This window comes from Ferviditalea candida (assembly GCF_035282765.1).
In the GTDB taxonomy this organism is placed as follows: domain Bacteria; phylum Bacillota; class Bacilli; order Paenibacillales; family KCTC-25726; genus Ferviditalea; species Ferviditalea candida.
Genome location: NZ_JAYJLD010000003.1, coordinates 16,282 through 42,672, shown reverse-complemented (window position 1 = coordinate 42,672; position 26,391 = coordinate 16,282). Strand labels below are relative to the sequence as shown.

Here is a 26,391-nt window from a genome sequence, read left to right as displayed (position 1 = left end):
ATGTTTAGTTCATGTTGGAATTGGAAACGGGGGTATCCCCGTCTGGAGGCAAAGTTCCGGACGAACCGGGGCCGGACGAGCCGGATTGCCCTTGGGCGCTGTCAGGGTCGCGTTCGATGACCGGTTTGCATGCGGAGGATATGAACGTTTCCGCCTTCGGATAGGTGATCATCTGGCCCACGATCTCATCGGGTCTCGGTGCATGCAGCCGGTACCGGATCACGGCTGTGCCATCTCCCTTAAATTGAATGGAGGTCACGGTGACGGTGTAGCCCGTCGTCGGCTTTTCTCCCCAGGATAAGACGACTTTGTTGACCTGATCGGTTACTTTCTGAATTTGCATTGTCACTCCATCTTGAGGGTGCCCATCGGGAGGAGTTTGAGATCCTTGGGAAGCCTGAGCCTTAACGAATTGAACCGCTCTGTGCAGCATGACCGCTGCTTCGGCTCTGGTGATTAAGGCCTTCGGACGGAAGGAGCCGGTATCGTCCAAGGATGCGATTCGGGTGACCAACAAATGCTGGATCGCGGTCATGTAAGTCTTGGTAACAGCGTTCTCATCGGCGATCTGAACCCACATTTCGATAAACGCATAGCTGCCGGTGGCCAGAATGCCCTTATGCAGCAGATCCGCGAATTGTTCGCGCGTCAACGTTTTTCCCGGCTGCAAATCGCGGGGAAGATCAAACCCGTTGTACTGCGCGATGTTGAACGCTTGGGCATACCAGGCATTATTCGGCACGTGTGCAAAATAATCGCCGGGCTCCGGCCGCTTGACGGTCCGGATGTTGTCCATATTCAAGTTCAAGCCGTTAACGACCATGGCGATGCCTTCAGCATAGCTCAGCGGTGACTGCGGGTTGAATTTGTCCGCTCCCACGCCCTTTAAAATCCCCAGCTTCTGCAGCTCGTTAATTTTGTCTTTGCCCTGTACCCCGTCCAAATCCCGGAAAGCAAATACGGTTCCGCTGAAAGCAAGCATCAGGACAAAAGCGAGCGGCAGGATCTTCTTCCATTGTTTGCGCATATTCCTTTCACCTCATCATTACATGCAGCATTCAATTCCTGCACGAGTGTTTCTTTTGTAGACGGTAATGGTCAGCTCAAGGTTGCATCATTTATCATCGAAGCGGCGATTTGAATTGACGCCTCAGCCCCGATTTGCGAAGATGGAGTGAAGAGCAAGAAAGGAGCACGATCCGGCAATGTTGACCCCCTATCAGTTTCTTGGAGCTTCCGCCGCGGCGATCGGCGGTCTGGCTTTGGCTTACATATTCGATTTTTCGCTTGCCGCCGGTTTTTCCGCCGGTTTGTTGATGTTGGTTTATTTTGCATGGAAGCAAGGGGCCCGGCTCGCTCAAATCCGGCAGTACATGGCTTCCGGAGCGGGCCAAACCAAAGAGGTCATCTGGATTCTGATTCTGGTCGGACTGATTATTCCGGCCTGGACGGCCAGCGGCACGATTACCTATATGGTCAAGACCGGTTTGTGCTTGATGGATCCGACCTATTTTCTTGTCTATTCTTTCGTTTTTTCCGCGATCGTATCCATGATTCTGGGCACTTCAACGGGGACGCTGAGCGCGTTGGGCATCCCGCTGATCGGCATGGCTGCGTATTTGCATATTCCTTTGCCGATGGCGGCGGGCGCCCTGGTTTCCGGCGCGTTCGTGGGCGATCGGACGTCCCCGTTCTCCAGCGCGCGCCAGCTGACCGCCTCATCCACAGGAGTGCCCATGCGTCGGCAGGGGCATGCCATCCTGCCGACAACTCTCGCAGCGTTGACCGTATCCGTGTTGTTTTACCTCACGCTGGATCTGAACGGAAACTGGGGCATCTCGGCGGACACGCTGAACCTGGGGGCGGATGCAGCTTTCTTTCGGACAAGCCCGATTCTGCTGATTCCGCCTGCGCTGCTGCTGTTGGCCATGCTGATCCGGCTGAAGACGCGAACCGCGTTCTTCATTGCCATCGGCGCGGCGCTCATCATCGGTACGATCCTGCAGGGCGTTGCGCCCGCACAATGGGCACGCGATTTGTGGTATGGCTTCGAGCGGCCCGGCTTGGCCGCGCTGCACGGCAAAGGCGTATCCGACATGCTCGATCTGATCCTGCTGATCGCGATGGCCGGCGCTTTCAGCGGCCTGCTGGAATACACCGGGACGACCCAGCCTTACGCACGCAGGATGATCGGCCATTCGCCTTCACTGGCCGCGTCGACTTGGCGGGTGGCCCTGTTCGGCCTGGGGATCGCGCTGGTTTCCTGCACGCAGACCCTGCCGATCATGATGAGCGGCAGGACGCTGCTTCCGGTATGGTCCGAGCGCTTCCCCAAAGAGCAGCTTGCCCGGGTAGTTGCCGACACCGGGCTGGTCTTTGCGGCGATGATTCCCTGGAATATGCTCGCCGTGCTCTGCAGCACCATCCTGAATGTTCCGACGGAGCAGTATGTGCCGTATGCCGCTTTTTTATGGAGCATGCCTGTACTGACCTTTGCCCTGTCCATGGCGCAAAATAAAAAACGGTCGCACCTGCCGGCGTGACGGTTTCATTTTACCCTCATCTAGTTTCCCAAAAAATATTCGGAGATTTCCCGCCAATTGTTCACCCGGATAAATTCCGTGACATCCAGATTGTGAAAGGCGGTATACAGCAGGCCTTGGCCCTTGAACCCGCGCAAATTGCGGATGTGGTCGTCGATCAGATAATCCGTGCCGATAATGCTCTTGTTTCCGCAGAAGACGAAATTCGATTCGGGAATGAACGCAAAGTGTTCCTTGAGCCATTCGAATTTCGCCCGGAAGGACATCGGCACATCCATGGCCGCAGTCACGATGTAGATGTCATACTGCCGGGAAAGCTCCCGAATGACATCCTGACTGCCTTCCATCACGTCCAGATCGCGAAAAAAATGCTCCTGATCGAAATACTCATAAATTTTCTCGCCGCACTCCGGCTTGACGCAATCGACCATCCGGGCGCCCCGGATCGTGTCGGGCGTCAGGTTGTCCTCGTAATCCGCGTTGTAGCAGCTCAACCATTTACCATGCAAATCGGCGATCACGCCGTCCATGTCGATTCCGATGCTTTTGCGCATTGTTTGCCTCCAATAATAAAAGTCCGTTACTCTCATGATAACAGGAATCCAGCCCGGAATGCCATCCGTAGCAGCCAAAAATGCCCTTTAAAGATTCTGTGAAGCTCCTATAAAGTTCCTGTAAATTCCCATTTGACATTCGCGAGAATACCTGATAAGATAGTCATTGTCTCAAACGTGACCTGTTAGCTCAGCCGGGAGAGCACCATCTTGACAGGGTGGGGGTCAGTGGTTCGAACCCACTACAGGTCATTATGGAATAAACCCTTGAAGCCTTTGTGCATCAAGGGTTTATTTGTTGTATATCAATCCTTTTTGCATTAATAATACGTATGGCAGCATGATAATGCTAGTTGTAACTAAGGTCTGATACTCTACAATATTTTCGAATTAATTTCGACGCTTTGGTCTGACTGATGTTTAAGGCAGCAGCAACTTTCCGGGAGCTTTTGTATTCTTTATAGGAATTGATTACCACGTCCCTTTCAAGCTCATCCAACGCGAGTTTGAGGGGTCTCGGGTAAGAACGGCTGTTTTTTTGACTCGAATCCTGCAAAACGATCTCCGGAAGATCGGTTTGTTGAATAATGCCATCGCTTGTGATGACAAGCCGTTCCATCACATTTTCCAACTGCCGTACATTTCCCGGCCAGTGAAAATGTTCAAGAATCTCTAATACTTCCCGTGAGATGATATGGCTCGAATGATATTTTTGATTGAACTTATTGAGAAAGTGGTACGTGAGGGGGATGATATCTTCCTTGCGTTCGCGCAGCGGCGGAAGCTTCAGGTCAATTACTTGGAGACGGTAATAAAGGTCTTCTCTGAATTTCCTAGTTTCGACCATTTGCTGCAAGTTTTGATTGGTGGCCGCAATAATCCGGATATCGACCGTTTGCACCTCTCTACTCCCGACAGGCAGGAATTGTCGCTCCTGAATAACCTGTAATAATTTTGCCTGAATTTTGGGGGGGATTTCCGCGATTTCATCCAATAAGATTGTGCCGTGGTTTGCCGCTTCCAGCAAGCCCTTTTTCCCTCCCCGGTTCGCTCCTGTAAAGGCTCCCTGCGAATATCCGAAGAGTTCGGATTCCAACAGATCCTCCGGAATGGCCGCACAATTGATAGCAAGAAAGGGACCGCTTTTTCGCGGGCTCTTTTTATGAATGTAGCTGGCTAGCGCGCTTTTTCCGGTACCGGATTCCCCCTGAATCAATATCGTTGAATCAACCTTGGCAATCTTTTGGCAAAACTTAATCAGATTTTTCATGGTTTCATTGTTTGTAATGATGTTGTCAACGGCCAAATGAGTGTCTTTTAACTCATCTTTATTCTCTTCTTCAGGCATATAAAGAGTTTTGAAATTCTGTTCATGAGAAGTAGTCACAATCAATTGAATTTCATTTTCACTATTGTAAATAGGGATAGCTGTAGTAATCAGTTCTCCACCAATATAGGTCGTTTGTTTAATGGTGACCGGTTTCTTTTCTTTCACAACAATGGGGATAATTGACGGTCCCCAATATCCTTTGGAAACAAATTCCTCGTTCAGCCTTCCGATAACCTCTGCAGGTTTTAACCCGTAATGTCTTTCGCACGTTCTGTTTACATAGACGATGCGCCCTTCTCGATCCAGGACAAAGATTTCGTCGGAAGAATGGTCCAAAATATTCATCAGGATTTCGGTGTTGATTTCCAACGGCCGGTCATTATACATAAGTCACATCGACCCCTTTGGTAAAAATGCCTATATATTAAATAACATTTCGAGTTGAAACATGTTCACCCGAGTTAATTATAATTCGTTTTTGGAAGGAAAAGAAGTACAAAAACAATGATTTAAACAATGATTTACGATGAAAATGGGGGATTTTTTGTTTGGCATCATTCTTGCTTTTATTATGCATAACCGAAGTTTTAAATTTAAGTTGTGGAAAGGGGTTAAGATGTTGATACTAAAAGAAGGAAACACAGCATTCACTCCGATAAGAACGGTTCCTTATCGCCTTTATACGGATCCGTCGGTATTGGCTGTGGAACAGGAAAAAATCTTTGCAAGAAGCTGGCAGTATGTCGGACATACCAGCCAGGTACAAAAGTCGGGAGACTATTTTACCTGCGAGGTAGCCGGAGAACCGATCCTTGTTATTCGGGGAAAAGACGAGGAATTGAGTGCCTTTTATAATGTTTGTCCGCATCGGGGGACGAAGCTTGAAAAAAATGAGGCGGGCCATAAAAAAATCCTGCAATGCGGCTATCACGGATGGACCTTTAATCTGGACGGCTCGCTTCATAAGGCCCCGAATTTCAAGGAGGCGGATGAATTTTGTGCTGGGGAGGTCTGCTTAAGTCCCATTCGGGTGGAAACAGGAGGCTCCTTGATTTTCGTCAACTTAGATGAGAGTGCCCAGCCATTGGCCAGCAGTTACGGTGATTTCTTTGATAGCCTGAAGGAATTCGCATTTCTGGAAGGGTTAAAGAAAGTTAAAGTGAGGAAAAGGGAGATCAAGGCGAATTGGAAGGCGTTTATTGATAATTATCTGGAATGTGATCACTGCCCGATTGCTCATCCGGGATTCGTGGCGACCATGGATATGAATCAATATACCATTGTGGAATGCGAGAATTACTCTGTTCAAGGCTCCAAGGTAAAAACGGATCAAAAACTGGGAAGCTTGGAATTGGATAAGGCGGAATTTCAGGGCGGCCAATTCTATTGGCTTTGGCCGAATCTCATGATCACGATTTACCCGGGACCAGGAAACATGTCCGTCATTCAAATGATCCCGATTGATCATGAAACAACGCTGGGTGTCTACTCTCTGTTTTTCCGAGACGAGAATCTGACGCAGGAAGAACAAGACCTGATCAAATTTATGGAACAGGTTCGAGATGAAGATGTGGAATTGGTGGAACTGGAACAAATCGGATTTCGTTCCAGAGCTTTTAAGAACGGAATGTTTTCTCCAACCGAAAATGGCGTTCGTCAGTTTCACAACATGATCCGACGTGTCTTGGAAATTGAGGAATAACCGTTTCAGTTGAATTGTAAGCGTTTTAATAACAGAAATTGAATGAAAAGGAGGAAGCAGTGCCATGAAACAACCCAAAATTGACAAGATTATTTTCTTTTCGGCAGTGGCAGTAATTGCTATACTATCTATTCTTCTACTTGCTGATCCGGAAACGGGAACAAAAATATTTGGCAATGCACTCATTTTTATTACGGGCAAATTTGGAACATTGTATCTATTAGGGTGTGCGGCGGCGTTTGGTATGCTTGTATGGCTTGCGCTGGGGAAATACGGAAACATTAAGTTTGGGGATCCTGAAACAAAGCCGGAATTTTCAACCAAAAGTTGGGTAGCCATGCTTTTTACAGCTGGAATTGGGTCTGGTTTGATGTATTGGGGAACCATCGAGTGGGCTTGGTACTATCTTTACCCCCCTTATCAAGTCGAGCCTAAAAGTGTAGAAGCCGCGAATTGGGCCGCTACCTATGGAATGTTTCATTGGGGATTTACTGCTTGGGCGATTTATTGTCTTCCGGCTTTGCCGATCGCCTATGCAATGTATGTCCGAAAATATAAAAATGCTCGTTTAAGTACCGCATGTGCGGGAGTAATTGGAGAAAAGCATGCTCAAGGGATTGTCGGAAAAGTTATTGACGTATTTTTCATGTTTGGTATTATTGGCGGCGTTGGAACCTCGTTAGGTTTGGCAACACCGCTAATCTCACAGGCGCTGTCTACAATGATCGGCGTTGAAAAAAGCATGACATTGGATGCCATAATTATTGTTGCTTGGACGATTATTTTCGGACTTAGCGTTTACACGGGCCTAAAGAAAGGGTTAAAGATTTTAAGCGATATAAATGCATGGTTGTTTATAGGAGTAGCTCTTTTCATCTTTGTTTTCGGACCAACGGTATTTATTCTTTCCCGTTTTACAGACTCTTTAGGTCTTTTGCTTCAAAACTTTGTCCGTATGAGTTTTTACACGGATTCGGTTGGCGGATCAGGTTTTGCGGAAGGCTGGACGATTTTCTACTGGGCTTGGTGGGTCGCATACGCTCCGTTTATGGGGATATTCGTTGCTCGTATTTCCAAAGGAAGAACGATCCGGCAATTGGTTGCAGCAGAACTTATAGGTGGGACGCTTGGTTGCTGGCTTGCTTTTGCTGTATTGGGCAATACTTCGATGTCCCTTCAGTTGGCGTTTGCCAAAGATCCCGCTGCAGGAGTCGATGTTGCAGGGATTATGGAAAAAAGTGGCGAGCCCGCTGCTATTGTAGCCACGTTTCAAGCGCTGCCCGGCGGCTTTCTTCTTCTTGGCGCGTTTACGATTTTGACTCTCATTTTTTTGGCTACAACGCTTGATTCATCTGCTTACACGCTGGCCGATGCCGCTTCCAAAGAGATAGAGGATGGACAGGAACCTGCTAAATGGCATCGTTTATTCTGGGCGATTGCATTGGGAGCAATTGCAATTATTTTGATGTATGGCGGGGGACTTAAAGCACTTCAGAAATTATCGGTTATTACGTCATTCCCACTCATTTTCATTCTGGGCATAGCCTCCTACTCCTTCCTTAAGTGGCTAAGAGAAGATGAAATTAAGGTAAGAAACCAGGAAGCGGATAATGAGTTTACTGCGTATGGAAAAAAAGATGAAAGTACTAGAGCCATAGTGAGTTAATAAATTTGGCCTCTTCGCTATAGTTCGTTGCTGAGGTCTGTTTAATAGGCAAATTGTCAATACTGCCGAGTAAATGCAGCTGCCCGAGAACTACGCGAGCATGATACGCGGATGTGGCGGATCTTTCATCACTATGTAGAGAAAGCGATGGCCGATCTGGATTTAAACCACGTGAAGCGGATTGCAATCGACGAGACGTCCTCCCGTCGAGGTCATCGATACATTACGCTGTTTGTCGACGTCGATGCCAAAACCGTACTGTTTGCAACAAGGGAATGGACACCCTTGAACGATTCAAGGAAATGCTTGCTTCTAAAGGTGTTGACGCTAAGCAAATCGAGGAAGTCTGCTGTGACATGTCTCCCGCATATATTCGAGGGATTGAAGATTACTTCCCCAAAGCTGAGGTCACGTTCGATAAATTCCACATCATGAAGCTTGTAAACGAAGCCGTAGATGATGTGCGTATCGCCGAGCAAAAGCAAACACCGGAGCTCAAACACACAAAATACATCTGGCTGAAGAACGAGACTAACTTAAAAGCGGAACAGAAAGAAACGCTAACACGGTTGAAAGACAGTAATCTGCAGACGGGCCGTGCTTATCGATTAAAGCTGGCGATGCAGGATTTCTGGAGTACGCCTCATATCTTCGCTGATGTCTATCTCCGGGAATGGATCGGCTGGGCGACGCGGTCGCAGTTTCCGCCCATGGTAAGTTTGGCCAAGACCATTAAACAGCATGAGGAAGGCATCCTGCGCTGGTTTCACAGCAAGATGACCAACGGGTTGCTGGAAGGCATAAATGGCCTCGTCCAAGCAGCGAAGCGCAGAGCTCGCGGTTACCGCAATGTGGAGAATTTGATCGCAATGGTGTACATGACGGCAAACAAACTCCGGATGCCAGCGCTCGGGGCGCGTCGAGCACCATAACCCTTACCGCCTAGAAACCCCGCCTCATAGGCAGAAGAAGCGGTCAAGCGATTTTCTTGAAGGCTTCTTCTGCCTATGAGGTGCTCCTAGCAGCGGAAGGGCTATGACTCTCGTTAAAAGCCATTAACCCAGCTAGTAGCGCGAAGAGCCCAACAAAATCGGGGGACGGCCATGAGATACGAAATAATCTTCATTATTATGTTTATCAATGTTTTATATGTATCTTTCTTTACGCTTCGCATGATTCTCGTCATCAAAGGGTATCGATTATTTGCATCACTATTGTCGGTGATCGAGGTATTCGTCTATCTTAAGGGCCTCACGATTGTCCTTGATAATCTTGATAATTCCATAAATCTGGCAGCATACTGTATTGGTTGGGGAATGGGAGTTTATTTAGGCAGCAAAATAGAGGAATATTTAGCACTAGGATATGTCACTCTACAAGTTGTGGTTGACTCTATCGAATTACAACTCCCTTCGTATATCAGGGAACAGGGATTTGGAGTTACATCATGGACAGCGGATGGAAAAGATGGAAAACGTTTAGTCATGCAGGTTTTAACAAAAAGAAGCAATGAGCAGAAGCTTTTGGAACTGATTCATAGCCGCGTGCCCAAAGCTTTTGTCATTTCTTATGAACCAAAACAGTTAATAGGAGGATTTTGGGTAAAACAATTAAAAGGCCGACTCGATCCGAGGGGAATTGACGAGTGAGGAATATGGCGATTTATAAGTTCTCCTCCATATACCCGGACGGGGGCCAGTGGTTCGACGTTGCGTTGGCAAGATGTGGGCTTGAAAAATCAAGTTATTACAATTTTAGGGAAGACGTGGGTAACAAGCAGGGTTCCCATGACCGACGAACTGAGAAAGGAATTTTGTGAATACAAGGTTTTATTGAAAGCAAAGATTGAAATGATAATCGTTTCATTTTACAAAATATTACTCCGGAAATTATAATATATCTAACGACAAGGAGGAATTTATTCCAGTGAATGCTATTCGGATTTATTATGGTGAAGATGAAAATCAATTCGGCGATCTGAGAATTCCCGAAGGGGATGGGCCTCACCCGATTGCCATCGTGATTCATGGCGGGTTTTGGAGAGCGCGGGTCGGACTGGACCGAATGAGCGCAGTGGCACAGGATTTAAGCGAGCGCGGAGCGGCCACCTGGAATATTGAATACCGCCGTGTCGGGCAAGAAGGCGGAGGTTGGCCGGGAACTTTGACGGATGCGGCTAGGGCAGCCGATCACTTGTATAAGCTGGCCGAATCTTATCCGCTTGATTTAAGCCGCATAATCGCGGTTGGTCATTCCGCAGGCGGGCATTTGGCATTATGGCTGGCGGGGAGGCATCGTCTGCCGAAAGCAAGTGTGTTAAGAACATCGGATTCCCCCGTTTCGATTGAGGGTGCCGTCAGTTTGGGCGGAGTCACGGATTTGAAAGTCATGCAGGAGGTCCATACCATCCGGGATAATATTTTCAAGAATGTGGATCAGCCCGTGTTCGATTTTCTCGGCGGCAGTCCTGACCAGGTTCCTGGGCGCTATGCGGAGGCATCCCCCATTGAACTGCTGCCGCTGGGGGTCAAACAAATCCTCATTCATGGAAATCTGGATGTCAATGTCCCCGTGGGGATCAGTTCGCTCTATTACCAGGCGGCCCAACAAGCCGGTGACGACATCAAGCTGGTGGAAATTCCGACTGCCGAGCATTTTAAATTGGTGGATACGGAGTTAGAGGAATGGCAGTTGGTTGCTGCGGAGATCATGACTTTGCTGCAGAAGTGAATAGTGCTCGCCGCATTCAGTATAAAAGCCGTCGCCTTTGCTTTTTCTGCAAAAGAGACGGCTTTTTTCCGCTTTTCGATTCTCCACCACTCGGGTTAGCGGCTTGCGTTCCCATGAATTGCGATTGAGATCCGGAGGAATTTTCCCGGTGAGCAGCGCTTTTTCCCGTTCACGCCCGGCTTTGCTTTTCATGACAATTACTGCCTCCTATCTCATGATACAGAACGCTCGTTCCGACTATGCACATCACTCAGGTTGCTTAACGCCGGCCGCTCAGACACTACCATATATGGAGAATCAAAAAATCAGCCGAATTCAATTAAAATTTGGCGAAAAAAGAGGAAAAGTTTCAATATATGTAGAAATAATAGTGAATTCTATCTATCGGATTGTTGAAGGTGACTCCATAGTGTATCAAATTGACCCTGAGATTTATAAAGCTCTTCTTAACGCAGATTCCATATCAGAAGCCATGGGACACCTCAAAAATTTATCAATGGGCAGTCTTGGATGCGAGCATCTTTACATCATGCTATCCGACGGAAATCAACGGAATGGAATGGCGCTTACTGATTCTGTTAATATTGATGAATCCACAGCAGAGCAAATCAACACTATTGAACAAAACACTCAATTTTTTTCTTCCAGATTTATTGATTCCCAGTACTACGGGGTCACCACCGATGATGAAAATTTCCATGAGGTTCCAAGCACGGTTCAAAGCTTGTTGCAGAGCTCAGGCTTCAGCTCCATGTATATATTTGACCTCCAAAATCATCTCGCAAACGGGATTTTAGTGTTCTTCTTTGGCAACGCGGTTTCTCTTACCCCGGTGGAAATAGAAAAATGCCTGGTTTTAAGCATCCACATGAAGCAACTGGTCGAAAAAATAGTGTTCAGAAAGCAGTTCATAAAAAAACAAATTTACGAAAATTTGTTCAATACGTTAAGACTGAAGGATACGTACACTGTTAACCACAGCTATAATGTTGCTTTCTACGCTTCATTATTAGGTGAAAAAATAGGCTTGGACGCAGAAGAGCTGAAAATCTTGAAAATCGGCGCCCTTCTGCACGATATCGGGAAAATAGGAGTACCAGACAAAATACTGCGAAAACCGGGCCCTTTAACCGAGGAAGAATATGAGTTTGTGAAGCGGCATCCATTGATAGGATATAAACTGTTGAAGGACTTTCCTGATGTGGAGCACATACTCCCCATTGTGAAATGGCATCATGAGCGGATTGACGGTTTGGGATATCCGGAGCGTTTGCACGGGGATCAAATACCGTATATGGTTCGTATCGTAACGATTGCGGATGCGTTTGACGCCATGACATCTCAACGGGTATATCGAAACAACCTTACGATGGATGAAGCCCAAAAACAGCTTTTAAAAAATGCGGGACTGCAATTCGACGGGGATATGGTTTGTAAATTTCTGGAGATCGTCGATGGTCAAAAGAAATTATACAGTTCTAATAAAAGAGTTTAAGTTTAAGGTGGTATAAACGTGCCGGATCAAATACTGTTGGTGGATGATGAACCACATAATCTTGAAATTCTGAGGATATTTTTGAAATCGTTAAACTACGATCTGATTGAGGCAGCCAACGGTTCGGAGGCTTTGGAAATATTAAAGCGAATCCGGCCGGACCTGATTTTGCTCGATATCATGATGCCTGATATTTCCGGATATGAGGTTTGTCGGAACATCAGAGAAACTATGGGGATGGATTGTCCGATTATTTTCCTCACCGCAAAAGCCCAAAAGGAAGACGTGCTGTTAGGGCTGCAAACAGGCGCAGTTGATTATATTGTGAAGCCTTTTGAGCTGGATTTGCTGGAACAGAAAATTGGAATCGCTCTAGAGCGCGGAAAGAAAATAAAAGAATTGCAGGCAGACAATACAAAACTAATGTCAATAGCTTATAAAGACGGTCTTACGGGGCTCTATAACCGGTCTTTTTTCAACGAAATTATTGAAAAAAAGGAGTCGATGAGCGAATTTAGATCGTTGATGATGATAGACATCGACAACTTGAAAGCGATCAATGACGAATTTGGACATTTGATTGGTGATGAAGTCATAACGAGAGTAGCTCAGATTATCAGCTCAAACATCGATTCCGGCAAGAAGAATATAGCCATCCGCTTTGGCGGGGATGAATTTCTTGTTTTTCTTACAACGGAAATTGAAAAATGCTCGGAAGCCGCCAATCAGATCAAAGACCAGATCAGCTCTATAAAAGTCATGGATGGTCTTCAAGTAACGGCGAGCATCGGAACGTCGGCTTTAGACAAAAATGGCGTTTTTTTGGCATTGAACGGCGTGGATCAAGCCTTGTACCTTTCCAAAAAATCCGGAAGAAACCGCATTTCGATTTTTAAATACAATATATAAAGGAGTGGGCTGTTTGCAAAGTGACAAGCTTAGGAGTTTCGAGAGAATTTTTGAAATGACCAAGATCATCAATTCACGGTTTGAAATGCCGGGTATTTTAAAAGTTCTTGTGGACGCGATCGCCGATGAGATTGTACAAGCAGATTTGGTGGGCTTTTTCCTAAAACAGCCGGACGGAACCTATCGCGGATATACCGGAAATAAACTGCCTGTGGATATTACCGAGCTGGTCATTGATCCAGCTCAAGACGAGTTTGCCAAATATATTATCCTCAATAAAGCAAGCGACTATATTTCGGATACGAGCAAAGATCAAAGAGCCGATCCGGCTAAACTCGAATTATTAAAGATCAAATCGATACTGGGGCTGCCGGTTATTGTTGACGATGATGTAATTGGACTTGTGTTTGTTCATGACTTTGGAAAACCAATGGATCTTACGGTTGAGCAAAGGGAAGTCACGGAGGCATTTGTCAACATGGCCAGTGTGGCGATTCGAAACATTCAAATGTTTGAACAAACGCAAGATCTTTTAAATCGTCAGCAGCTGCTGCTTGATCTAACGAACGCTTTATCCAAGTCCTTGTCCATTAATGATGTGCTTTCCACTTGTTTTCACTATATGAAGGCAAGCACAGGCTGCGGGGATATCGGCATTCACCTGTACAATGAACAAGAGCGAATCTTAACCCCCTATCACTTGTCCTCAACAAGCCATTTTACGGAGGAAGAATGGAAAGGAATACATAAACAAGGGATACAGCTGCATATTGACAAGGATCTCTTGTTTCATGAGGTAATTACTACCAAAAAAGCGGTGGCGATTCCGGACGTGTTTGCCGATCCCCGCCCCAATCATGAGGCCTGCAAATCCTTTGGCATCCAAAGCATGATTTTGATTCCGCTTGTCGCGAACGGCAAGGTTTTTGGTGCGGTCGCTATTCCCGACATTCATAAAAAGAAAGTTTATACGGACAATGAAATTGATTTTATCCAGTCCATATGCGATGTGACAGCTACGGCCTTATCCAACGCCATTTATGCGGAAAATCTGGATCTTGCGGTGAAACAGCGGACCGCAGAGCTGCAGCAGGCGAATTTAAAGCTTGAGGAGCTTGTTAAAGAGCTGCGCTATTTAAACGATCTCAAAAGCGATTTTATTGCCTCCTTGTCCCATGAACTAAGAACGCCGATTACCGCAATAAAAGGAACAATCGATATTTTCAAAAGAGGGATACTCGGAGAATTGAATGCCGGACAGCGGGATTTAATAGAAACCTCCAACACGGCAGTGGAGAGATTGCTGGATCAAGTCAATGAGTTGTTGGATTTTGCAAAACTGGAGAACGGCAAGTTTGAATTGATGAGCGAGCTTGTGAATTTCAAGGACATCGTTGATGAGGCTGTCCGCATACTCACTCCGCTGACAGAGAAGAAAAAGCAAACGATTCAAGTCAAGAGCGAAGTGCAGAGGTCGTTGAAATTGGACAAGCAGCGGATTCTTCAGGTTCTGTTGAATTTGCTGTACAACGCCAACAAGTTTACGCCGGAAGGCGGCGAAATTGCAATTGAAATAGGCGAGGATCATGAAAAAATACAGGTTGAAGTCCGGGATACGGGCATTGGCATCCCCACTGAAAAGCAGAAGTATATTTTCCAGAAATTTTATCAAGTGAATAATCAATTGAGAGGGACCGGTTTGGGGTTGGCGATTTCCAAGCAGCTGATCGAGCTTCATAAGGGGAGCATTTGGTTTTCAAGCATTGAAGGCAAAGGTTCCGTGTTTTCATTTACGCTGCCAATCGGAGGGGAGAATCATGAGAGCGATTGAAATAGGTCTTCGTTTTCTTGCTGCCAACGGATTAAAATACGTTTTCGGTATTCCTGCAGGCTCGATCAATGCTCTGTATGACGCATTGCTTGATCTACCGGAACTGAAATCGATCATTTCCAAACATGAAACCGGTGCCGGTTATATGGCGACGTCATATACGAGGATATCCGGGCTGCCCTCATTATGCGTGGGTTCCAGCGGACCGGGAGCGACAAATTTGGTTACGGCCGCAGCCAATGCAATGAAGGAAAAATTGCCGGTATTTTTCATTACGGGATCTGTACCGACCGGCAAAATTGGCAAAGGCGGGGCACAAGAGCTCAATGCGTTGCCTTTATTCGAATCGATTACGAAATACAACAAAATGGTGTTGTACGCAGGGGAACTGCCGGAAATTTTTTTGGAAGCCTATCATGCATCAATCAGCGGAATTCCGGGTCCGGTCCATTTAAGCATTCCGATTGATGTTCAAATGACCGAAATAAAAAGCGAGATTCCTGCGGCAATAGCGAAGCCCGCACCTGTTTCCCCCAGTCGGCTTGAACTCGAAAAGGTTGAAGAACATATCATGAAAACAGGGAACGGGGGAGCGGTCTTATTGGGGCACGGCGCCAAATCAGCACGCTCATTAATCGTTGAGTTTGCCGAGCTTACAGGCTGGCCGGTGGCGACTACTCCCCGGGGGAAGGGAGCGTTTCCGGAGGATCATTCCTTGTCGCTGGGTGTATACGGCTTGTCAGGGAATGAAACAGCAACGGAAGTCTTGAATGGAACAAGTCACGACACATTGCTCGTGATCGGGTCAAGCCTTGGCGAGCTAGCAACCCGCAATTGGGATGAAAGACTTGTTGAAGGTAAAAAATTAATACATATTGATATTGATCAAAATGAAATAGGGAAAAACTTCATCCCGACCTTCGGTTTGGCAGGGGACGCATTTACCGTGCTGGGTAAAATCCTGGAAAAGCTCAAGGGTCGAGATCGTTCGGCTTTTAACGGATCAAGAAGGAGCTTCAATACAATATCAAGGAAATTGTCCCCGTATAGTGATCAGTTCCCTGAGTGGAATACGAAGGTTGCGATTCAACAAATTGGCGCATGCGCGCCTGGCAATACCCGATTTTATATCGATATCGGCGAAATGATGACTTATTCAATCAATAATTTATGCATAACCGGCGGGCAAGATTTCGATATCGACATTAATTTTGGCGGAATGGGCTCCGGGATTGCCGGAGCGCTGGGAGCCAAGCTGGCGGAGCCTGACCGCCCGGTGGTATGCATTACCGGGGACGGCTGCTTTTTCATGCATGGTTTTGAAGTGCTCACAGCGAAGGAATATAATCTTCCCATAGTTTTCGTAATCATTAACAACGCCCGCCTTGGAATGGTCTATCATGGGCATATGATGCAGTATAAGCGTTGTCTCGATGAGTTTTCACAACCAAGATTGGATATCGCTAGTCTCGCGGATTCGCTTGGCATTCAAACGGCGCAAATACACTCTTTATCCGATTTGCAGCCGGAGCATATCGAACAATGGCTTTCCAGCAAGAAGCCGGTTATTGTAGAAGTGGTTGTTGAGGGAAATGAAATACCGCCGATGGGAGAAAGGGTAAAGTTTCTCGAGGATGCCATTTTTTAAGGCAGTCGTCAACACATTAAAAAGACCGCAGGCAGTTGCTGCCATGCGGTTAGGGTGTCCGAGAAACCCCATAATCATGGGAATGAAGATCCATAGGGTTGGGGGTATCTTCTGTCGAGACCTGGCGTTCGCCTTTGAAACCGGGAAAATACCGCAATTTCTAATCCCATTTCCTGGTTTCAAGAGCGACGGAAGAAGATACCCCCACCCGGAAAAAGACTTCATTTCATTCTTAGGGTTTCTAGTCACTCTCTGGCCGCAGGCAGTTGCTTCCATGCGGTCTTTTTAATGTGCGCCGCTGAGAGACGATCCCTTTTATTTTAGAACACCAGAATGACTCCTTCCACTTCTACCGGGCCTGATCCGACGTTCGTGATTTTCAGCTTGAATGTTCCCGGAGGGAGAACAAATCGCAGGACACTGATACGGGTTCCTGAGACTGTAACGAAATTTGTGACCGGGACGTTAGTAATTGCATTGACAAATTGGTAACGAACGGTAGGTATTGCAGTACTCCCCGTTGCCGGCCGTTGAGAGACGATCACTTCCCCGGTGTTGAAGAGACGCGCCACTGTGAAAGATGTCGTATAGACAAAGGTATTTGGGCTGATTCGGGTGAAACTAAATACAGTAAGACCCCGGATGCCGGCTGAAGAACGCAGATTGGACTTGCGCAGTTTTCGGATGCTGGCTGCAGAATGCTTTCTGGATATACGCAGACGAGCTTTCAAGAAGTTCACCTCCATCCTATCCAACTCCCTATAAGATATGTGGAAGAAGTATTTGTTGTTCTGGGAAGGGAATAACTTGTTGGACCTGCCCGCGTACATTTTAAGAATGGTCTTGACGCATCTCCCTGAACTTCAGCGGCTTGCGCTTATGGCTTTTGGCCAAAGGCCAGTGGACCAGGACGACCCCGAATAACAAGAGGAGCGTTCCGCCCCATACCGTCAAAGAGATCGGCTCATGAAAAAACAGCTTTGCCCAAAGAATCGTAAACAGGATCCCGCTGTTGCCGACAATGACGGCTACGATGAAGGGAACCATCTTTAGCGCCTTCGCATAGAAATGGAAGCTGAATGCTGTAATCAAACCAAGGGCAAGCAGCGAAATGAAAGCCATCGCAGGAACGGGCCTGTGCATTTCGAACTGAAAAGGCAGGGGTGTAAATACAAGCACGGAGGCTAACAGGAACGTCGATGCATTCATGCTTGCGGGATCCAAATGCTCGACCAGCAGCTTTTGGCTCAGGACATGCATGGCAGAGCCCAGCGCCGCCAAAGCGAACAATAGGAGCACGATGCCGTTCGCGGAGAACATTTCACTCCAATTGTGACCGTTCAACTGCACCATCATGACGCCGATCAAGCATAATGCAACAGCCGCCGCTTCCGTAAGCCAAAGCGGCTTTTTCAGGTAAAAGACGGACGCGAGTATAAGAATGACGGTTTGCAGCGGTGCTTCGACAATGTTGCCGTAAGAATATCCGATCGATATGGCCATATTCTCAAACAAATAATTCGCGCTTTTTCCGATGACTCCCAGCCAAATGAAACGGGAGGTCAGATTCCAAGTGATTTTCGTCCTGGTGATGGCCGCGTATAGCAGGATCGCAAAGACGCCAAAGAAAAAACGCGAAAAGGTGATAGTGCCGCTGTCAAAAGTAAAGGAGGCGGTCTTCACAAAAAAGCCGACAAAGCTCCACATGATCGTGGGGATGATAAGAAACAGATAGCCCATGGTTTCCTCCGAATATGTATCTATAGATACTGCCGTTATTGAATTTGTCGGCTGATGGCCCATGTTCAAGTTATGCTTAATAGCCGATAGCGCGGCTGTCTTTACGCGGGTGTGAACCGCCTTCAAGCATCCCGGTTTTCGGATTAATTCGTATACCCTGGAAACCACCGAAGAAATCGGCGGCCGAAATGATGTACAGTTAATGCAGCGGCTGTGCAACGGCCGCATCAAAAGCATTGCCGCCCTGCAGCAAAATTCGTAAACCGGCGGCAGCGGCCAAAGGCTGGCTTGCCGCAGGATTTCCTGCGGGTCTGTCAGCCATACTATCAACGCTCCTTGTTTAAATGGATAATGATATTTGCCGTAATCATTCACCAAATTCCACATGAATTATAGCATGCTTTTTAGTTATACGCCCGACATAATTTAAGGAGTTGGAGCGAATCATTATTGAAAAATAGAAAAACACACGTATTAATAAAAAAAACACACTCATTTACCAAATCCAGTCGCTAGAATATAAGAAATAAAGCAAAATTCATGGCGGGGTTTAAGAAAAGGATATTGATAGAAAGGGGGAACTGCGCGTTTTGATGCAAGAAATGTAAGCGTTTTAACTCTGCAAGATTTGCGGGATATCATTTAATTCAAATGGAGGAATGAAGATGAAGAGAAAAGCGGGTTTATTTGCAAGTGGAGTTCTCATAATGTCGTTGCTTGCCGGCTGCGGTGCTTCGAATTCCGCAAGCCCTTCCAATCCGGCGAACAGTCCTGCAGGAACAAGCAGTGCAGCGCCGAGTACAAGCGAATCCAAAAGGTCGTCCGACATTAAAATAGGTTCGTTGCATTTCTCCTTTACCATTCCGCAGGTACAGGCCGTGATAAAAGCTCAAGACGATAAAGCCAAGGAATTAGGAATCAGCACGGTTCAGTTGGATGGACAAGGTGATGCGCAAAAGCAGACACAGCAATTAAACAATCTTTTGGTGCAAAAAGTGGATGCTGTTCTGATTGAACCGGTTGATCCCAAGGGAGTCATTCCTATGTTGAAGAAGTTTCATGATGCAGGCATCCCGGTCATCGATTCAATCCTTCCGGTGGATGAAGAAGGTATGCAGTATGTAACCACCTTTATCGGAGTAGACAACGTTCAAGACGGAAATAATGCTGCGAAGTTAATGAAAGAAGCACTGCCTGGCGGCGGAACGGTCGTCATAATTGAAGGAGCTCCCGGTACGACATCGGCAGTTGAGCGCACTAAAGGATTTGAAGAAGGTCTGAAGGATTCCAATATCAAGATTGTCGGCAAGCAGGCATCACCATGGGACCGAACACAAGCCTTGCATATCATGCAGGATTTCCTGGTTAAATATCCCGACCTTAGCGGTGTATTTGTTCATTCGGACGATATGGCCATGGGAGCCCTGCAGGCGATTAAATCAGCCGGCAAATTGGGTCAAATCAAGGTAATTGGACATGACGGCTCCAAGGAAGCGGTGCAAGCGATTCAAGACGGCTCCATGTATGGATCTGTGGTTGAGCTCTTGGTATGGGAAGGTCAGAAGGGTGTCGAAGTTGCCAAGGATATCGCAGAAGGAAAACCGGTTGAGAAACGCTATATCCACGAACCCTTTTTGTTAACGAAGAAGAATCTGGCTGACTATCAAGCTGCGTTTTAATCACTCGTTAACACACCAGTAAATATATCGATGATTCATGTGGCGGCGAAGGTGCTTTCTGTAACTAAGAAGTGCCTTCACGCCTTTTCTATCTTTCGCTTAATTGCAAAAAAACACACGTATTAATAAAAAAAACACACCCTTTTTTTATTGGCTGCCAGTAGAATATAAGAAAACAAATAAATAAATCTAAGTGGGGATCGCGTAACAGATGGTGCCAGGTATCTTTAAATCTGAGAGGGGGATTTACAGTTATAAGAATGTAAGCGTTTAAATTCAAGCGATGAAGCGGGGCAATTATCCAAACAAACAGGAGGTAAGAAAAAGATGAAAAGAAAAGCGGGATTATTGATCAGTGGTGCTCTTGTTGTATCCTTACTTGCCGGATGCGGCGCCTCTAATAATGCAAGCCCTTCCAATTCCCAGGCCCCTGCCGGGACAAACAGTGCGGCGCCGAGCGCCGGTGAAGCGAAAAAGCCGTCCGACATCAAAGTGGGAGCTTTATTTTACACGTATACGATTCCGCAAGTGCAAGCTGTTATGAAGGTTCAAGACGAACAAGCCGCTAAACTGGGCATCAAGGTCGTTAACTTGGATTCGCAAGGGGATGCGCAGAAGCAGACACAGCAGTTAAACAATCTTCTGGTGCAAAAAGTGGATGCTGTCGTTATTGAACCGGTTGATACCAAAGGGGTTATTCCCGTGCTGAAGAAATTCTATGATGCGGGCATCCCGGTTATCGATTCAATTCTGCCGGTAGATGAATCAGGAATGCAGTATGTGACTTCTTTCATCGGTATTGACAACATTCAGGACGGGAAAAATGGCGCAAAGCTCATGCAAGAAGCGCTGCCTAACGGCGGGAAGGTTGCCGTTATTGAAGGAGCTCCCGGAACTACCTCGGCTGTCCAAAGAACCCAAGGATTTGAAGAGGGTCTGAAAGGAACGAACATCGAAGTTGTCGACAAGCAAACAGCGATGTGGGACCGTACGAAGGCTCTGCAAACGATGCAGGACTTGTTGTCGAAACATCCTAATCTCAACGGCGTATTTGTCCATTCCGACGATATGGCCATGGGAGCTCTGCAAGCGATCAAGGCAGCCGGCAAATTGGGCAAAATCATGGTGATCGGACATGACGGTTCCAAGGAAGCCGTGCAGGCGATTGAAGAAGGCAGCATGTATGGATCTGTAGTTGAGCTCTTGCTGTGGGAAGGTCAAAAGTCGATACAAGTTGCTGCTGATGCCGCAATGGGCAAACCGGTCGAGAAACGTTATATTCCAGAGCCCATGCTGTTGACGAAAAAGAATTTGGCTGAATATAAAGCTGCGTTTTAATATGTGATAGAATTATAATCATGCTGCGGTGAAGGCACTTTCTGCGATCCAAGGAGTGCCTTCGCTCCTATTCTTATCTTTTGCGAAATGCGGGTGATCACATATGAATGTATTGGAAATGAAAGGGATCAGCAAAACCTTTCCGGGTGTCCAAGCGCTTTCGGATGTGAATCTGATTGTGGAAAGCGGCGAGGTTCATGGGCTTGTAGGCGCCAACGGTGCAGGGAAATCGACTTTGATGAAGGTGCTTTCCGGTGTGATCCATCCGGACGCCGGGGAAATTATTTTCAAAGGACAAAAAGTGGCGTTTCACTCCCCGCTTGCTGCCCAGCAAAGCGGGATTGCCATTATTCATCAGGAACTCAGCCTTGTGCGCTCCTTGTCTGTAGCGGAAAATATTTTCTTGGGCAGAATGCACGGCAAAGCTTACAATATCGACTGGAAAGAAGTTCATGAGCATGCGTCGGGATTATTGAAGCAGGTTGGAACCGATATCCGTCCGGATACGAATGTGCGGGATCTGAGCGTTGCCCAGATGCAATTGGTTGAAATCGCCAAAGCGCTGTCTTATCAAGCCAATCTGATCATTATGGACGAACCGTCCGCTGTATTGAGCGGACCGGAGCTGAGCCATTTGTTCGATACGATCGCTTCTCTGACGGAAAAAGGCGTAACCGTCATTTATATTTCGCACCGGTTGGAGGAAATCTTCAACATCTGCGATAAAATTACCATCATGCGTGATGGCAGGGTCATCGAGACCAAAAATGTCGCGGATATTGACAAGGATCATATCATCCGGGGCATTGTCGGCCGCGACCTTAAGGAAGAATACCCGCCGAGAGTGTCATTAAAGCTCGGCGAAGAGATTTTGTCTGTAAAGGGACTTGGTATAAAAGGCCGGCTGCATGATATTTCCTTCAATGTAAGAAGCGGAGAAATCGTTGGATTGGCCGGGCTGGTCGGCTCCGGCAGAACGGAAATTGCCCGATGTATTTTCGGCGCGGACAAATTTGATCAAGGGGAAATGAAATACAAGGGCAATCCGGTACATATCCGTAACCCGAGACAAGCGATCGCTTCCGGTATTGCGCTTGTACCCGAGGATCGCAAGGAACAAGGTTTGATTACAAGCTTTTCTTTAAGACTCAACTTCACGATGGCGGCTTTGAACAAGATCAATCTGCGGGGATTTATCCAAGCCAAGAAGGAACGCAAAGTGTCCGAAGACCTCGTAGACCAATTGAAAATCAAGACCCCGTCAATTGAGCAAATTGCCTTGAATCTAAGCGGGGGGAACCAGCAGAAGGTTGTCGTGGCCAAATACTTGTTCTCCGATTCCGATGTTCTTATTTTGGATGAACCGACCCGGGGTGTTGATGTTGGGGCAAAAAGAGAAATCTATGAGGTGATCCGCGAGCTTGCGAGAAAGGGCAAGTCCGTCATTTTGATTTCTTCGGAATGGGATGAATTGATTGCATTGAGCGATCGTTTGATCGTCCTCCATGAAGGCAGAATAAAGGGCGAACTCGCCGGCTCCGGATCGACTGCCGAAAAGATCATGCAGCTTGCTCTTGCATAGAGAAAGGGTGGAAACAGGTGGAAAATCGTTTGGTTTCACAAAAAGAGGTGTCGATAAAGCCGAGAATCAGCCTTGCCGATCATGGCCCGATCCTCGCCTTGATATTGTTGGTCATTATAGGCTCCGTGATGTCCCCCGCATTTTTAACGAAAGGGAATATCTTTAATGTGCTCACCCAAATCTCCGTCCTGGGAATTGGCGCTCTGGGTATGACCTATATGATGATAGCTGGTTTTATCGATTTATCGATTTTTGGAGTTTTGTCCTTGATCAACGTGCTTTTCGTGGGTCTGCAGCGGACCATCGGCACTATGGAAGCCGTGATTATCATGATTTTGATCGGGCTTGTGATGGGATTGATCAACGGAACGATTCTTCGCTTGATCAAAGGCGATTTCGGAGCGTCGATCATGATTACCTATGGCACAGGAACCATTTTTGGGGCTCTGGCTCTGATGTATACGCACGGATTCAGCATTCGCGCAAACGACGATCCCTTTTTTCTGTGGTTCGGCACCGGCCAAGTATTGGGGATTCCTGTGCCGATTGTTATTTTATTCGTCTGTGCCGTAATCTTTCATATTGTTTTGCGGTATACCACATTTGGCAGATCGCTTTATTTAACAGGGGCCAATCCGGAAGCGGCGCGTTTGTCGGGGATACCGATTGACCGTATCCGAACGATCGCCTTTATGGTGTCGGGTGCAAGCGTCGCACTTGGGGGACTTATTGTAAGCTCGCAAACGGTAAGTGCCAGTCCGGTAGTCGGTACGGGTTATGAAATCAATGTCATCGCAGCCGTTGCGATCGGAGGAACGAGCTTGAACGGCGGAGAGGGCACGATTATTCGGACGATCATCGGTGTACTGCTGATCGGGGTATTGAGCAATCTGTTCATCATGGTGGGATTAAGCACTTTTGACCAGATGATGGCCAAAGGGCTGATCATTATCGCGGCGCTCATCATGGATAAACGCAAACAAAAGGGGATTCGCAAGGGGTGAGAACGATGACAATCCTGAAAAATATTTATCGGTCCAAGGTGCTGCTTATTCTAATTGCCATGTTTGTTACCGCAGCGATTTTTGTCCCGTATTTCTTTACTTTGCAAAACTTGATTAATTTGGTCACGTATGCAAGCATTTATGCGATTATGGCGTTTGGCATGACATTTGTGATTTTGGCGCGCGAGCTGGATCTGTCTGTCGGGGCCGTCATGGCTTTTACAGGGGTGTTGTTGGTGAGGTTGATTCCGTATACCGGTGTGGCGGCCGCGATTGCGGCGATTCTGCTCGTCGGCGTTATCATCGGCATGATCTCGGGTTTTTTGGTGAGCAAGATCCGGTTGAATTCATTTGTCGTCACCTTGAGCGTCATGTTCTTCTATAACGGACTTGCGCTGCATGTAGCGGACGGTCAACCGATTTTGTCACAGGATCCGTTTCTGAATTGGTTGGGCAACGGGGTGACGCTTGCAGTCCCGAACCAAATTTGGTTGGCGGTTATCTTGTTTGTCGTCACCGATTATACGCTTCGCAAAACGAAATTCGGGCGCAATGTTTATGCAGTCGGCGGCGATGAGAAAGTGGCCGCGCTGACCGGAATTTCCGTGAATTTTTACAAAATCAGCGTATTTGTCATTGCCGCGGTTGCTTCGGCGATTGGCGGGATTCTGCTGACAGGCATGCAAAACTCGGCCTCTCCCATTGCCGGGAGCACGGCGGCGTTGTCCATCGTCTCCAGCGTTGTCATCGGAGGAACGAGCTTGGCCGGCGGAGAAGGCGGCGTCACTCGAACTGTAATCGGATTGTTTATTTTTTCAATTCTTGACAATTCGCTGTCCTTGCTCAATGTTTCTCCGTTCCACCAAACGCTCATTAAAGGAGTGCTGTTGGTATTGGTCATCGGATGGGATTACTATGCGCGGAAAGTACGCGCTGCGCACAGCCTTGCCTGAATGAAATCCGCGGTTCCGGCCATTTTAAAAATGCCCTCACTTTGTTTTGAAAAGTAGGGCATTTTGTTTTTAAACATATCCCGCTTTTTGATTTTGCTTTTTATACTGCATTGGAGTATGACCTGTTATTTTTTTGAAGGTTTTTGAGAAATGCTTGACGTCAAAGTAACCGACCTTGCTGGCCACATTGCTGATTAATTCGTCGCTGGACGAAATCAGCTCCTTCGCTTTTTGAATTCTGTAGGTAATGATGTAATGGATAATGGTCACGCCCAATTCTTTTTTAAAGACCTGGCTTAAATAAGAATTGCTTACATTCAATTCCGACGCTATCAAATTAACCGTGATATCTTCCGAGTAATTCTCATGGATAAATTCGATCGTTTTCAGCACGATGGTGTTCTTGATCGTATTTTTAATGGACAGCAGCGCTTTCAGCAGATGAACGGATTCCATAAACTCATGGTATTTTTGCTCGATCGAAGAATAATAAAGCTGGGTGGGCGAATTGTTGTCCATCGCTTTTTTGTTGTATTGTCCGTTGTATTTGTCCATGAGCGTCGAGATTAAAGCGGTGTAGCAGTAGTAATAGAGATTGTAGCTGAGACTCGGTTTGATGATATCCAAAAACAGCTTTTTGACGAGCTCGTTCAGTTTGGGATCAAAGATGTCATAATTGATGATTTCCCGGATTTCTCTCAGAATATCATCGATATAATGATAGTTGACTTCTTTTCGGATGGAATTAATGTATTGTTGGGTAAGCAATCTGGCGTCGCGGCAGAAAAAGTTGTAAATTTTCAACCTGTCGAAGGACTCGTAGGCATCGCGGATATCCTCGATATTTTTAATATAGCCGCTCATATAGTTGAATGCCGTCTTGCAATTGGTGACGTTGTTCAGCTTGTTGATCATTTCTTGAAGCGTTTGCTGCTTTTTTGCTTCACTGTTCGAGTCGAAATCGTTGATAATGATGCAAACCCGAAGCGGACTGATGAAGAAAGCCTCGCCACCTTTGTACATGTCCACGATCTCTTGGCATTCCTTCAAGAATTCCTCGCCGACGAAGTAATAGATGTTTTTGTTCAAATCGTGGTCGGAGTATTCAATATCCGTCAAATTCCACAAATACACGTAATAACCGGAATGGTTCAGCTTGAGGCCAACCTTTTTTTTGTAATACAAAAACTCCCTGTAGGTGACGCCCCGCAGAATGTCATTCAAATATTCCGTCTTTTCAAGCTTTTTGATCCTCGATTCCATGATCAGATTCGATTCTTGCTCTTCCCCGATATAGTTGAAATGGCAGCGGAATTCGGGGCCGAGCGAGCGTGTGAAAAAACGCTTTAGCCGTTCCATGTACAAAGTATTTTGATGCGACGTCATGGAGTAGACGCATTCATTGTCTGTAACGATATTGAAGATAATCAGAGTCGGGGAGATGTCATAGGTCTCCAGCTCATAAAAGAAGTTTTGAATTTTGTAAACGGGATGGGTCATCTGAAAAAGAATGATATCGGCGCTGCAGTCGAGCGCTTTTTCGATGCAATCATCATAGGAAGCGGCAATGGCAACAACTTTGAAATCGCTTTCATTTGTGTCGGAAAAATCTCGAACTCGCTTCGCGATATCAGTTTCCGCATACAAGATGATGGATGAGGACATGCTTCTCCCTCCAGTTCAAAAT

General features: G+C 46.7%; 23 protein-coding genes and 1 tRNA gene. 16 read left to right on the top strand and 8 right to left on the bottom strand.

Features of this window, described 5'->3' with window-relative positions; translation table 11 throughout:
* Window positions 1-4: 4 nt before the first annotated feature.
* Entirely contained in the window at window positions 5-1,027 is a 1,023-nt protein-coding gene (locus tag VF724_RS02860) for a protease complex subunit PrcB family protein (protein WP_371752709.1), read from the bottom strand.
* A 178-nt stretch (window positions 1,028-1,205) separates the two neighbouring features.
* Here VF724_RS02860 and VF724_RS02855 point away from each other — a divergent pair, with 178 nt between their 5' ends.
* Window positions 1,206-2,543 (top strand): Na+/H+ antiporter NhaC family protein, encoded by a 1,338-nt coding sequence (locus tag VF724_RS02855; RefSeq protein WP_371752708.1) that lies wholly within the window; start codon window positions 1,206-1,208, stop codon window positions 2,541-2,543.
* A 20-nt stretch (window positions 2,544-2,563) separates the two neighbouring features.
* Here the strand turns inward: VF724_RS02855 and VF724_RS02850 are convergent, their stop codons facing one another.
* Complete coding sequence (locus VF724_RS02850) at window positions 2,564-3,097, bottom strand: 5' nucleotidase, NT5C type (protein ID WP_371752707.1); 534 nt, start codon at window positions 3,095-3,097, stop codon at window positions 2,564-2,566.
* Window positions 3,098-3,276: 179 nt separating this feature from the next.
* Between VF724_RS02850 and VF724_RS02845 the strand changes: the two genes are divergently transcribed.
* A tRNA-Val gene (locus VF724_RS02845) sits at window positions 3,277-3,349 on the top strand.
* A 97-nt stretch (window positions 3,350-3,446) separates the two neighbouring features.
* Here VF724_RS02845 and VF724_RS02840 read toward each other — a convergent pair.
* Window positions 3,447-4,814, bottom strand: a complete 1,368-nt coding sequence (locus VF724_RS02840) for a sigma-54 interaction domain-containing protein (protein ID WP_371752706.1) — start codon at window positions 4,812-4,814, stop codon at window positions 3,447-3,449.
* A 229-nt stretch (window positions 4,815-5,043) separates the two neighbouring features.
* Here VF724_RS02840 and VF724_RS02835 point away from each other — a divergent pair, with 229 nt between their 5' ends.
* The 5 genes from VF724_RS02835 to VF724_RS02815 all read left to right on the top strand — a co-directional run bounded on the left by VF724_RS02835 (window position 5,044) and on the right by VF724_RS02815 (window position 10,525).
* Window positions 5,044-6,129, top strand: a complete 1,086-nt coding sequence (locus VF724_RS02835) for an aromatic ring-hydroxylating oxygenase subunit alpha (protein ID WP_371752705.1) — start codon at window positions 5,044-5,046, stop codon at window positions 6,127-6,129.
* Window positions 6,130-6,193: 64 nt separating this feature from the next.
* Window positions 6,194-7,795: a BCCT family transporter gene (locus VF724_RS02830; RefSeq protein ID WP_371752704.1), complete on the top strand. Its 1,602-nt coding sequence runs from the start codon at window positions 6,194-6,196 to the stop codon at window positions 7,793-7,795.
* A gap of 275 nt (window positions 7,796-8,070) precedes the next feature.
* Window positions 8,071-8,727 carry an ISL3 family transposase gene (locus VF724_RS02825; protein ID WP_371752703.1) on the top strand — a complete coding sequence of 219 codons (657 nt, stop codon included), beginning with the start codon at window positions 8,071-8,073 and terminating at the stop codon, window positions 8,725-8,727.
* 171 nt (window positions 8,728-8,898) lie between these two features.
* Window positions 8,899-9,444, top strand: a complete 546-nt coding sequence (locus VF724_RS02820) for a DUF2179 domain-containing protein (RefSeq protein ID WP_371752702.1) — start codon at window positions 8,899-8,901, stop codon at window positions 9,442-9,444.
* Between the two features lie 277 nt (window positions 9,445-9,721).
* A complete protein-coding gene (locus VF724_RS02815) occupies window positions 9,722-10,525 on the top strand; it encodes an alpha/beta hydrolase family protein (RefSeq protein WP_371752701.1) in 804 nt (267 codons plus the stop codon).
* On the opposite strand, the gene brfA is transcribed toward VF724_RS02815, so the two are convergent.
* Window positions 10,472-10,717 (bottom strand): ribosome rescue factor BrfA, encoded by a 246-nt coding sequence (brfA, locus tag VF724_RS21610; protein ID WP_503473100.1) that lies wholly within the window; start codon window positions 10,715-10,717, stop codon window positions 10,472-10,474. The two genes, VF724_RS02815 and brfA, sit on opposite strands and share 54 nt — an antisense overlap.
* On the opposite strand from brfA, the gene VF724_RS02810 reads away from it, so the two are divergent.
* The 4 genes from VF724_RS02810 to VF724_RS02795 are packed head-to-tail and all read left to right on the top strand — an operon-like array spanning window position 10,674 to window position 16,408.
* Complete coding sequence (locus VF724_RS02810) at window positions 10,674-12,020, top strand: HD-GYP domain-containing protein (RefSeq protein WP_371752700.1); 1,347 nt, start codon at window positions 10,674-10,676, stop codon at window positions 12,018-12,020. The genes brfA and VF724_RS02810 overlap by 44 nt on opposite strands.
* Before the next feature lie 18 nt (window positions 12,021-12,038).
* Window positions 12,039-12,929: a GGDEF domain-containing response regulator gene (locus VF724_RS02805; RefSeq protein ID WP_371752699.1), complete on the top strand. Its 891-nt coding sequence runs from the start codon at window positions 12,039-12,041 to the stop codon at window positions 12,927-12,929.
* Between the two features lie 55 nt (window positions 12,930-12,984).
* Window positions 12,985-14,760, top strand: coding sequence for a GAF domain-containing sensor histidine kinase (locus VF724_RS02800; RefSeq protein WP_371752698.1), 1,776 nt, complete (start codon window positions 12,985-12,987; stop codon window positions 14,758-14,760).
* A complete protein-coding gene (locus VF724_RS02795) occupies window positions 14,747-16,408 on the top strand; it encodes a thiamine pyrophosphate-binding protein (protein WP_371752697.1) in 1,662 nt (553 codons plus the stop codon). The genes VF724_RS02800 and VF724_RS02795 overlap by 14 nt, the downstream gene beginning before the upstream one ends.
* 320 nt (window positions 16,409-16,728) lie before the next feature.
* Here the strand turns inward: VF724_RS02795 and VF724_RS02790 are convergent, their stop codons facing one another.
* The 3 genes from VF724_RS02790 to VF724_RS02780 form a co-directional block, all read right to left on the bottom strand.
* Window positions 16,729-17,139, bottom strand: coding sequence for a hypothetical protein (locus VF724_RS02790; protein ID WP_371752696.1), 411 nt, complete (start codon window positions 17,137-17,139; stop codon window positions 16,729-16,731).
* Between the two features lie 100 nt (window positions 17,140-17,239).
* On the bottom strand, window positions 17,240-18,148 hold the full coding sequence (locus VF724_RS02785; protein WP_371752695.1) for a DMT family transporter: 909 nt from the start codon (window positions 18,146-18,148) through the stop codon (window positions 17,240-17,242).
* Between the two features lie 199 nt (window positions 18,149-18,347).
* Window positions 18,348-18,470 (bottom strand): hypothetical protein, encoded by a 123-nt coding sequence (locus VF724_RS02780; RefSeq protein ID WP_371752694.1) that lies wholly within the window; start codon window positions 18,468-18,470, stop codon window positions 18,348-18,350.
* Window positions 18,471-18,855: 385 nt separating this feature from the next.
* Between VF724_RS02780 and VF724_RS02775 the strand changes: the two genes are divergently transcribed.
* The 5 genes from VF724_RS02775 to VF724_RS02755 all read left to right on the top strand — a co-directional run bounded on the left by VF724_RS02775 (window position 18,856) and on the right by VF724_RS02755 (window position 24,704).
* The gene (locus VF724_RS02775) at window positions 18,856-19,827 is read left to right on the top strand and encodes a sugar ABC transporter substrate-binding protein (protein WP_371752693.1); all 972 of its coding nucleotides are present in this window, start codon (window positions 18,856-18,858) and stop codon (window positions 19,825-19,827) included.
* Window positions 19,828-20,154: 327 nt separating this feature from the next.
* The gene (locus VF724_RS02770) at window positions 20,155-21,165 is read left to right on the top strand and encodes a sugar ABC transporter substrate-binding protein (RefSeq protein WP_371752692.1); all 1,011 of its coding nucleotides are present in this window, start codon (window positions 20,155-20,157) and stop codon (window positions 21,163-21,165) included.
* 103 nt (window positions 21,166-21,268) lie between these two features.
* Complete coding sequence (locus tag VF724_RS02765) at window positions 21,269-22,747, top strand: sugar ABC transporter ATP-binding protein (protein ID WP_371752691.1); 1,479 nt, start codon at window positions 21,269-21,271, stop codon at window positions 22,745-22,747.
* A gap of 17 nt (window positions 22,748-22,764) precedes the next feature.
* Entirely contained in the window at window positions 22,765-23,751 is a 987-nt protein-coding gene (locus tag VF724_RS02760) for an ABC transporter permease (RefSeq protein WP_371752690.1), read from the top strand.
* 5 nt (window positions 23,752-23,756) lie between these two features.
* Window positions 23,757-24,704, top strand: coding sequence for an ABC transporter permease (locus VF724_RS02755; protein WP_371752689.1), 948 nt, complete (start codon window positions 23,757-23,759; stop codon window positions 24,702-24,704).
* Between the two features lie 69 nt (window positions 24,705-24,773).
* Here VF724_RS02755 and VF724_RS02750 read toward each other — a convergent pair whose 3' ends face one another.
* Window positions 24,774-26,369, bottom strand: coding sequence for an AraC family transcriptional regulator (locus tag VF724_RS02750; RefSeq protein WP_371752688.1), 1,596 nt, complete (start codon window positions 26,367-26,369; stop codon window positions 24,774-24,776).
* Between the last annotated feature and the right edge of the window lie 22 nt (window positions 26,370-26,391).

Coding starts and splice junctions, on each gene's coding strand:
- VF724_RS02860 (WP_371752709.1), bottom strand. CDS start 1,027: ATGCGCAAACAATGGAAGAAGATCCTGCCGCTCGCTTTTGTCCTGATG.
- VF724_RS02855 (WP_371752708.1), top strand. CDS start 1,206: ATGTTGACCCCCTATCAGTTTCTTGGAGCTTCCGCCGCGGCGATCGGC.
- VF724_RS02850 (WP_371752707.1), bottom strand. CDS start 3,097: ATGCGCAAAAGCATCGGAATCGACATGGACGGCGTGATCGCCGATTTG.
- VF724_RS02840 (WP_371752706.1), bottom strand. CDS start 4,814: ATGTATAATGACCGGCCGTTGGAAATCAACACCGAAATCCTGATGAAT.
- VF724_RS02835 (WP_371752705.1), top strand. CDS start 5,044: ATGTTGATACTAAAAGAAGGAAACACAGCATTCACTCCGATAAGAACG.
- VF724_RS02830 (WP_371752704.1), top strand. CDS start 6,194: ATGAAACAACCCAAAATTGACAAGATTATTTTCTTTTCGGCAGTGGCA.
- VF724_RS02825 (WP_371752703.1), top strand. CDS start 8,071: ATGGACACCCTTGAACGATTCAAGGAAATGCTTGCTTCTAAAGGTGTT.
- VF724_RS02820 (WP_371752702.1), top strand. CDS start 8,899: ATGAGATACGAAATAATCTTCATTATTATGTTTATCAATGTTTTATAT.
- brfA (WP_503473100.1), bottom strand. CDS start 10,717: ATGAAAAGCAAAGCCGGGCGTGAACGGGAAAAAGCGCTGCTCACCGGG.
- VF724_RS02800 (WP_371752698.1), top strand. CDS start 12,985: ATGACCAAGATCATCAATTCACGGTTTGAAATGCCGGGTATTTTAAAA.
- VF724_RS02795 (WP_371752697.1), top strand. CDS start 14,747: ATGAGAGCGATTGAAATAGGTCTTCGTTTTCTTGCTGCCAACGGATTA.
- VF724_RS02785 (WP_371752695.1), bottom strand. CDS start 18,148: ATGGGCTATCTGTTTCTTATCATCCCCACGATCATGTGGAGCTTTGTC.
- VF724_RS02780 (WP_371752694.1), bottom strand. CDS start 18,470: ATGGCTGACAGACCCGCAGGAAATCCTGCGGCAAGCCAGCCTTTGGCC.
- VF724_RS02775 (WP_371752693.1), top strand. CDS start 18,856: ATGTCGTTGCTTGCCGGCTGCGGTGCTTCGAATTCCGCAAGCCCTTCC.
- VF724_RS02770 (WP_371752692.1), top strand. CDS start 20,155: ATGAAAAGAAAAGCGGGATTATTGATCAGTGGTGCTCTTGTTGTATCC.
- VF724_RS02765 (WP_371752691.1), top strand. CDS start 21,269: ATGAATGTATTGGAAATGAAAGGGATCAGCAAAACCTTTCCGGGTGTC.
- VF724_RS02755 (WP_371752689.1), top strand. CDS start 23,757: ATGACAATCCTGAAAAATATTTATCGGTCCAAGGTGCTGCTTATTCTA.
- VF724_RS02750 (WP_371752688.1), bottom strand. CDS start 26,369: ATGTCCTCATCCATCATCTTGTATGCGGAAACTGATATCGCGAAGCGA.